Here is a 9,013-nt window from a genome sequence, read left to right on the forward strand (position 1 = left end):
AGTTCATATGAATAAGGAAGCACGCATGGGAGGGGGAATTACCCTCCTCCTCTTTCTTTTTATCTTTTTACCGTTGTTGGCCGTTATTGTTAATGCAATAGTCCCCGGAATCTTCTTCGGACAAGCGCAATTTAACGGTTTTTCTATCCTGCTTGAAATTTTTGAACGTCCGCTGTGGAAGGCTTCATTAATAAATTCACTCGTGCTTGGCCTAGGTGCGGCTACTGTAGGCACCATACTGGGGGGCTTGCTGGCTGCCATTCGTTCGCAATGGGATTATGCAGCGGGCAGGTGGCTGGATATCTCGGTTTGGATCTTACTCATTGCCCCCTCTTTTATGATCGCGCAGGGCTGGGTATTGTTCGCTAGCCCCGGAGGACTCGCACATAGCTGGTTTGGCTGGTCATGGGTCAGCTCGTTTATTTTTCAACCGACTGGACTTGTCTTTATTATGGCTCTGACGAAGTTCCCTCTGGCATACTTGGCGGTCATGGCCGCCATGGAGTGGAACGTGTCTCAATTCGGCAATGCCGCTCGGCTTAATGGCGCACGACCGTTTACTGTTTGGCGCACCATACAGCTTCCACTTGCTTTACCCGCTTATTTGGCCGGATGGACACTCGTCTTTATTGATACGATAGGTGACTTTGGGCTGCCGGCTGCTCTGGCGACCGTGTATCGTTATCCGACATTGCCTTATTCGATCTATTCCGCGATAAATCAGTCACCTGTCAGATTCGATATGGCAGGCGTACTGGCCTTATACCTGGTGCTCATATTAGGACTTGCTATGATGCTCCTCGTTATCGCAATTCGTAAATCACGGGTCGACTTTCTAAATAGCCGTGCTGTTCGAATCGTGAAGCAGAAGCCGAGAAGACCGTGGCTAATCAATATAGCAACTGTACTGTTTCTCCTTCTTTGCTTGGGAGTACCTATAGGAACCAGTGCCGGGGTTTCCTTCATGAAGAGGCTAGGAGGCGGTTTTGCCTGGAGCAACCTTACATTGGACCATTACGCGAGTATTCTGGGTGGCGGCGATAGGCTGGATCACGCGAAGCTCTCTATTATGGAGGGACTGAAGCATTCGCTCATGATTGCAGGTTCAGCAGCAGTAGTCAGTATGATTCTTGGATTTGTTATCGCCTATGTGCTGACATTCACTAATTTTAAGATGAAGGGCGCAATTCAAATCTTTACAGTCGTCTCCTTAGCTGTTCCCGGTGTCGTGCTTGGCATCGGTTATATATTCATCTGGAATCAGAAATGGCTGGAGCCAATCGGCTTACATCTATATGGAACTCCAGCCTTACTTGTGTTGGCGGCAGTTGCCGGAGCTATTCCTTATGCTGTTCGGGTTCAGCTTGGGGCTTTCGCTAATTTATCTCCTTCCCTGCTGAGGGCGGCATCCGTTCAAGGAGCATCACCCGTTACCCGTATGCTTACGATTGTTCTGCCTATTGTGAGGCAATCATTGCTAATCGCTACATTAGCTGCATTCGGTACGAGCGTGTTTGATTTGGCGACAGCCTCCATGCTGCACCCAGCCAATTATGTTCTTATGCCTCTTGTAATCGATGAAGCATTCGAGTTCTCACAGTATGGCTATGCGACTGCTGGCTCCGTTATAGGAGGAGGGGTTGTTGTCCTCTTGATCTTAATCATTCAGTCTGTTGGAGCAATGATCTTTAGAGTGATGGATCAGATGCACAAGAAAGGAGCAAAGCAAATTGACACCAATACTCGAAGTCTCAGACGTTCGGAAAAGCTTCGGACACCATAAAGTACTTGATGGTATTTCTTTTGCCATGAATGAAGGTGAGCGCATCTGTTTATTAGGACCGTCCGGGTGCGGGAAATCAACTTTGCTGCAAATGATTGCCGGCTTGTTGCAAGCTGACAGCGGTGAAATCCGCATCGATAAGATTCCGGTAAGCAGTCCGAAGCGTTTCGTCCCGCCGGAGGAACGTCCGATTAATATGGTCTTCCAAGATTATGCGCTATGGCCTCATATGACGATTCGGGACAATATCGAATATGGGCTGCGCAGACAAAAATCTCCTGCACACATTCGCAAGGAGCGTCTGGCTTCATTGACAGAGCTATTGCAATTGGATGGATTACTGGATCGTGTGCCGGCTGAATTATCAGGCGGTCAGCAGCAACGTGTAGGAATCGCTAGAGCATTAGCTACGGAGCCTCGTATTCTGCTAATGGATGAGCCGCTCTCCAACCTCGATGTCAAGCTGCGAACAGAGATGAGGAATGAATTGGCTAATTTGTTAAGCTCATTATCAATTTCTTCACTATATGTCACACATGATATGATGGAAGCCTTTACTTTAGCGGATCGCATTCTTGTTCTTCAAGGAGGGAAGATCGAGCAGCTCGCCACACCGCAACAAATGTATGAAGGACCAGCAACACCCTGGGTATCTGAGCTCATGGGTTATCATAATCGATTGACAGGCAGGGTGATCGAGCTCGAAGGGAACGAGGTGGTTATCGATTGCGGCGGGAATCAGATCATTCGGGGAGTCATACTAACGGATGGAGTTCATTGTCCGACCAAACACGACTTGGTCTCGATTATGCTGCATACGGAGACGATCGAGCTCCATGACGCTGCCGCAATAGTTAATAATGAAGCAACTCCATTAAATTCGTTTGTGGCAAAGGTTGTACAGACGACTTATGAAGGCAATCACTGGCGGCACATTCTTGAGACGGCTGACGGACAGCGTATACAAGCTCTGCACCGTGTAGAAGTGTTGAAAGGAAGAGAGTGCGTCTTAACGTTCCCCGTCGAACGAACACGCATTTTTACACTAGAACCGGTGAAGACGATAGGAGCAGCCGCACTATGATTGAAGGACGAATACTTGCTGTTTCCGATATTCATGGACATGGTCACCTATTGATTCAACTCTTAGAGCGGGCGGCTTATAACCCAGGCAGCGACCGTCTGATTCTGTTGGGCGACTATGTCAATAAGGGGCCTGATTCAGTCGGTACTTTGAGTGTCATTCAATCATTATGCATGGATGGCGCGGTTGCTTTGCTAGGCAATAACGATTTGAAATGGATGAAATCGGAGGCTTCGGAAGCGGGTAATTGGCAAGCGTTCTTACAAAGTCTTCCATTGTGGTTCGAAGAGCGCTCTTTTCTGTTTGTTCATGCAGGGTTAAGACCTGGCATACCGCTTCATCAACAATCCGTTAAGGATCTTACTGAGATTCGTGATCCCTTATTTTATTCCTATAGGTTTCCAAGCAAAACGATTGTATTCGGTCATACCCCTACCTTTAGACTTGGAATGGATGCGAACCGAGTCTGGTTCAATCAAGGGAAGATTGGAATCGATACTGGTGCAGGACATGGTTGTTTCCTTTCACTTGTTGACCTGACGACCTGGATAGCCTACACGGTTAGCACAATTGAAGACAGAGGGATTGTCATTTCTTCATTACCGGATCATTCGCAAGTCGATTTCGGAGTGAAATAAGAAAGGAGTCGAGGCTAGTCGAGTCCATTATGTTCCTTTGGTTAAAATACGCACAACCTATCGCTGTTTAGATACCAGGAACTGTAGTTGAAATCGATCACTATGAACACTTATCCTTAACGGCCGCAGAAGTAGAAATTAAGGATGAAGCGAAAGCCAATGAATTCGTCCCGTTCGTCTGGTTCGGGGTAGATAAGCCAAGCAGAGTACGTTTCATAATAAACGGAAATAATTAAACAAGACCTGTGCCTTTTCATATGGCATGGGTCTTTGTTTTTAGCTGTATTCCGCACGATTGTTGCTAAGGGGTGCCTACTGCAGAGTAGAAACATAAAAATGATGAATTCAGTAGAAAGGATTCTACTAAAGAAGATTAACTCTTTAAACTTGCCGTTACAGACTGTGCGGTGAACCGTACCACACGTAGGGCGAAATATTTGCCAACCGATTACTGAAGTCGTTCTAAGGGGCATTGAGTGTTAGATAGTGAAGTTTGTCAAATTCGGTGAGTCGTGTGATGGCCGTGGATGCCTTTTTGGCGTAAAAACCAAGGATTAGACTGAACCGCAGTTCACCATCAATAAGTAGGATAGGCACTTCCTTAATCCGGTCCAATCCAGCTTATTTCATATTATGGTACTGTTTATTAATTGGCATTTGAAATAATGGCTGTTATATTTAAAATATTATAGACAATGCATACAGCTGGTATCGGCATAAGCGTAAGAGAGGCGGTTTAATATGCAACAATTTGTGGAGAGTACGATTGGCATCACCAATGATTTTTTATGGTCGAAGATTCTGATTATACTGCTTATTTCATGTGGACTGTATTTTACGGTGAAATCGAAGTTTGTCCAATTCCGAATGCTCAAAGAAATGTTCGTGGTTCTCAAAGATTCCAACGTGAAGTCCAAAGGGAGTATCACCTCCTTCCAGGCGTTCTGCATCAGTATGGCAGCGCGGGTGGGTACAGGGAATATCACGGGGATCGCGATTGCCATTTCCTTAGGCGGTCCGGGCGCGGTATTCTGGATGTGGGTGATTGCCATTATTGGGTCAGCCTCCAGCTTCATTGAGAGTACACTTGCCCAGGTCTACAAAGTGAAAGACAAGACCGGATTCCGGGGCGGACCAGCCTATTATATGGAACAAGGTCTGAACAAGCGGTGGATGGGCGTTTTATTCGCTATTCTGATTACGTTATCTTTTGGCCTCGTCTTCAATGCCGTTCAGTCCAATACGATTACTGTAGCTTTTGAGAATTCGTTCGGCACGAACCGAGTGGTCCTTGGGCTGATTATGGCTGCGGTGTTTGCCGTGATTATTTTCGGCGGGATTAAGCGTATTGCCAAAATGTCCGAATATATCGTGGTTTTCATGGCGGTGGTATACATCGGGGCGTCCCTGTGCATTGTATTGATTAACATCAATAAGATGCCGGAGGTATTGGCGCTAATTGTGAAGGGTGCCTTCGGATTCGAGCAGTTTGCGGGCGGTACGCTGGGCGCAGTGATTCTGCAGGGGATTAAACGCGGGTTGTTCTCGAATGAAGCGGGGATGGGGAGTGCACCGAATGCTGCGGCCACAGCCACTACCAGTCATCCGGTGAAGCAAGGCTTGATGCAGGCCCTGGGCGTCCTCACAGATACCCTGCTGATTTGTTCAAGCACTGCGTTCATTATCCTGCTCTCCGATGCGTATAAGCAGCCAGGGCTGGATGGAATTCGGCTAACCCAGGCGGCCTTGAATGATCACATGGGTTCATGGGCATCTGGCTCCTTGGCGGTCATGGTCCTTTTGTTCGCTTTCAGTACGCTGATCGGCAACTATTATTACGGTGAGACCAATATCGAATTCCTGAACTCTAAAAAATCCACTCTCGTCTTGTACAGATTCAGCGTGCTGGGCATGATCGTATTCGGTTCGGTTGCCAAGGTGCAGTTGGTCTGGGATTTGGCCGACTTGTTCATGGGCCTGATGGTCGTGGTCAACTTAATCGCGATCTTCCTGCTATCCCGGGTAGCTTTTGCCGCCTTGTGGGACTATAAGCAGCAGAAGCGGGAGGGGGTAGACCCTGTCTTCTATAAAGACAGCATTCCGGGACTGGAACATGTGGAATGCTGGGAAAAGGGAGAAGGCGTTAAGCGTTAAAAGCATAGGGTGTATCCGAGGGCTCTGTTAGGGGAGTCCTTTTTCTCTTCAGAATAGATTGTGGTAGAGCAGAGAAAGCGGATTAAAGGCAGCACTGTTATCACGATATAGCAATATATATGGAGGGTTAATGTTCATTGAAATCATTAGCGTAGGCAAACTAAAGGAAAAATATTTGACGCTCGGCATCACAGAATATGCGAAACGGCTCCCGCCCTACCTCAAATTTCAGAGAGGTGGCGGATGAGAAGGCACCAGACTCTCTGAGCGAAGCAGAAGTCGTGCAGTTGAAAGCGCGCGAGGGCGAACGCATCCTCGCGTATGTGAAGAGCGAGGCGCATGTCATTGCGCTCGCGATTGACGGCAAGCTCTGGAGCTCGGAAGAGCTTGCCGCAGAGCTGGATCGGCTCGGCACCTACGGGACGAGCCATGGGCTCTCCGACGACGTTCTGCGCCGCGCGCAGCAGCGCATGAGCTTCGGGCCATGACGCTACCTCACCAGCTCATGCGCCTGGTCCTCATCGAGCAGATTTATCGCGCGGTTAAGATTAATCGGGGTGAACCGTATCATAAGTAACGGCATGTTTTTTCGGAAAATCCCGCAGGAGCTTTGGAAAGGCGCTTTACCAGACATGGATTCAGAATGAGCCATACTTGGGGGAAAGTAGGCGCAAACGGGCTTTTGCGAGCTTTTTGGGGTCACAGAACGATGCTGACAATTTGGTGCAGGAAATGCACGGCAAGTCATTTTTATTTGCGATAGTATTTAACTCGAAGGGAGGCAGAACGATGGATTGGTTGGAGAGGATGAAAAGCGCCATGGATTATATCGAAACGAATTTGGCGGACAATATCTCATATGATGACATAGCGCAGATCGCCTGTTGCTCGACGTATCATTTTCAACGAATGTTTCCGTTCATCACCGGAATCACGTTATCCGAGTACATCCGACGTCGACGATTGACATTGGCAGCTTTTGAACTGCAGACAACCGATGCAAGGGTGATCGATGTAGCCATGAAATATGGATACCAATCGCCGGAAGCGTTCGCACGGGCGTTCAAGAATCTCCATGGGATCATGCCGATATCTGCGCGCGATAAAGGCGTTTCCTTAAAAGCCTATCCTCGAATGTCCTTTCATATCTCAATAAAAGGAGATGTCGAGATGAATTACAGGATTGAACAAAGAGGGGCTTTTGACATGTTCGGCGTTTATGGTCATGTTAGTCAGGATTTGCAAACGGCATTTACTGATGTTCCTCAGTTCCGTAAACAATGTGATGAAGACGGCAGTGTGGATCTAATGAACGAGTTGCTGGGGCGGTTTGGTAATACCGTGTTGCACGCTGCCTTATATGACCATACGGGAGAATCATTCAAGTACATGGTATGCTATCATTTACCGAAAGGACTTGAAATTCCGGAGAGACTTACAAGGCTTTCTGTCCCAGCTTTAACATGGGCTATTTTCCCAGAACCGCAATGTGATTTACAAAAACTATGGGAACGAATATATACCGAGTGGTTCCCGATATCTGGATACGAACAGGTTGAGGGTCCTCAATTCGAAATGTATTATGGAATGCCAGGACATACACAGGGTGAGATCTGGATACCAGTAAAGAAAAAGTAACGATTGTCCTAAGGAGACGATAGTTGAGCAAAGCGAAAGGGCCATCCCATAAAGGATGGCCCTAAACTTGCCGTTACAGACAGCGCGGAGAACCGTATCATCAGTAGGGCGAATAGAATTCGCATTATCTTGAGATAATTGAGTCGATGCTTTATTATTTTTCGCTGTGTTTATTTATACTATATATAGTCTTGGTGATATGCACAAAACAAGATGTAGCGGGTAGAGTTAGTGTGCTATTGTAATTTCTCTTATTCAACGGTTTGTTCCAAAGGCAAAAATATATTCTGCAAAGGTATCTATTAATGATAATGATATCGAGGAAGAATATGTATTTAGAGCATTGGCTTGGATACGCTCTTTAGGGGATGTAAAGATTATTAATATGTCCATTGGTGTAGAGAGGAATTGTCAAGGATTATGCAATCTATCTAGGGTAATAAACAAGATGAGTAATGATGGTTACATAATTGTATCTGCCACTGGTAATACGGGTAAGCTCACACACTGCCCTGCATGTGCGGAACAGGGGATTTCTGTGGGTGCATTAAGTAAGAGTGGTAGTGAGGTAGCAACATTTAGCTGTTCTGGACATATAAATAGTAGTAAGCCAGACCTTGTAGCACAGGGATATGGGAATACTCATTTTGAGGGACTAACTCATCCTTATCATGGAACATCTTTTGCTGCTCCGGTTATTACAGGAATAATTGCTGCTACTTCGAATATGTTTAGAAGTCAGAAAAATGTGAAAAACTATCTAATAGCTAGTAGTGAGCCAATGCTTAATGTGCCAGTTTCTAGGCAAGGAGCAGGTAAGTTGAATCTCCAAAAATTGTTGGAGGTAGTTAAAGATGAGGGAAAAATTGATACTTAACGTTAATGATTTGAATAAGGTTTATCAATTAGAGGAATATGGTCGTATTACTTATGTAGATGAGTATGTTGACATTGTGTTTTTAGAATCGGAAGAATCCAGTATACCTCAATTAAAAGATTTGGAATTTGTAACAGGTATTGAGGAAAGTGGTAGGGTACTTTGTTGTAACTCTATTTATGGACGGATATAAAAATGAATCTTTCGTCTTAAGCTGCTATGAGATGGCTTTTGAATTCATCGAGGCCACTGAAAAAGTTCATACCTTAGAAACAGAACACCATTCCTCGATTTTTACGAAGAATGGTGTTCTGTTTTGCTGTATAATGGCTGTAATAATATTGAGCGGGATAAGGGCAATCCCTCCATCAGCGTATTAAAACGGATCGGCAATGCATTGCAAATCAATTTCAGGGATTTATTAGAAAATGACGAACGAAGCCTTGTCATAAGAAAAGACGAACGAGTGCCTCTCGTTCAATCCGAAGGCTCAAGAATTTCCTGGTATGCGCTTAGTCAAGGAAACAGCAACAAAATGGGTCCGCTCTGGGGGGTACTTGAAGAAGGCGGCTCCTCTGGGGAGATCAGTGTGGGTCACAGTGAAGGGGAAGAATTTACGTTTGTGGTGTCAGGAAGACTGGAAATCTTCGTAGGAAACGAACGCTATGTATTAGAAGAAGGCGACAGTATCTATTATGATGCGACCATTCCCCACCGCTATAAAAATCTGAGTCTGTAAAATAGTTTGTGTAAACTCCAAAACCTACTAAAATGAAAGTAGTAGAAAGGTTGGGGAGAGCACATGGGACTGTGGACCAAAGAGCAATTACGTTCGTTTA

General features: G+C 45.9%; 8 protein-coding genes and 1 pseudogene. All 9 read left to right on the forward strand.

All coding sequences use genetic code 11. From position 1 onward, the window contains the following. Positions 1 to 7: 7 nt before the first annotated feature. The 9 genes and pseudogenes from AC6ESP_RS26515 to AC6ESP_RS26555 all read left to right on the forward strand — a co-directional run bounded on the left by AC6ESP_RS26515 (position 8) and on the right by AC6ESP_RS26555 (position 8,913). The gene (locus AC6ESP_RS26515; RefSeq protein ID WP_497099743.1) at positions 8 to 1,783 is read left to right on the forward strand and encodes an ABC transporter permease; all 1,776 of its coding nucleotides are present in this window, start codon (positions 8 to 10) and stop codon (positions 1,781 to 1,783) included. Further along, complete coding sequence (locus AC6ESP_RS26520) at positions 1,731 to 2,867, forward strand: ABC transporter ATP-binding protein (RefSeq protein WP_497099744.1); 1,137 nt, start codon at positions 1,731 to 1,733, stop codon at positions 2,865 to 2,867. The genes AC6ESP_RS26515 and AC6ESP_RS26520 overlap by 53 nt, the downstream gene beginning before the upstream one ends. Then, a complete protein-coding gene (locus AC6ESP_RS26525) occupies positions 2,864 to 3,505 on the forward strand; it encodes a metallophosphoesterase (protein ID WP_497099745.1) in 642 nt (213 codons plus the stop codon). The genes AC6ESP_RS26520 and AC6ESP_RS26525 overlap by 4 nt, the downstream gene beginning before the upstream one ends. A 741-nt stretch (positions 3,506 to 4,246) precedes the next feature. Beyond that, the gene (locus AC6ESP_RS26530) at positions 4,247 to 5,659 is read left to right on the forward strand and encodes an alanine/glycine:cation symporter family protein (protein WP_497099746.1); all 1,413 of its coding nucleotides are present in this window, start codon (positions 4,247 to 4,249) and stop codon (positions 5,657 to 5,659) included. A 130-nt stretch (positions 5,660 to 5,789) separates the two neighbouring features. Beyond that, positions 5,790 to 6,236, forward strand: a pseudogene (rlmH, locus tag AC6ESP_RS26535) (23S rRNA (pseudouridine(1915)-N(3))-methyltransferase RlmH). Positions 6,237 to 6,448: 212 nt separating this feature from the next. Next, positions 6,449 to 7,297 (forward strand): AraC family transcriptional regulator, encoded by an 849-nt coding sequence (locus AC6ESP_RS26540; RefSeq protein ID WP_497099747.1) that lies wholly within the window; start codon positions 6,449 to 6,451, stop codon positions 7,295 to 7,297. A gap of 253 nt (positions 7,298 to 7,550) precedes the next feature. Beyond that, positions 7,551 to 8,174 carry a S8 family peptidase gene (locus AC6ESP_RS26545; RefSeq protein ID WP_497099753.1) on the forward strand — a complete coding sequence of 208 codons (624 nt, stop codon included), beginning with the start codon at positions 7,551 to 7,553 and terminating at the stop codon, positions 8,172 to 8,174. After that, positions 8,152 to 8,367, forward strand: coding sequence for a DUF2129 domain-containing protein (locus AC6ESP_RS26550; RefSeq protein WP_497099749.1), 216 nt, complete (start codon positions 8,152 to 8,154; stop codon positions 8,365 to 8,367). Before AC6ESP_RS26545 ends, AC6ESP_RS26550 begins: the two co-directional genes overlap by 23 nt. A 123-nt stretch (positions 8,368 to 8,490) precedes the next feature. Beyond that, the gene (locus AC6ESP_RS26555) at positions 8,491 to 8,913 is read left to right on the forward strand and encodes a helix-turn-helix domain-containing protein (protein ID WP_497099750.1); all 423 of its coding nucleotides are present in this window, start codon (positions 8,491 to 8,493) and stop codon (positions 8,911 to 8,913) included. Positions 8,914 to 9,013: the final 100 nt, after the last annotated feature.

This window comes from Paenibacillus xinjiangensis (assembly GCF_059686975.1).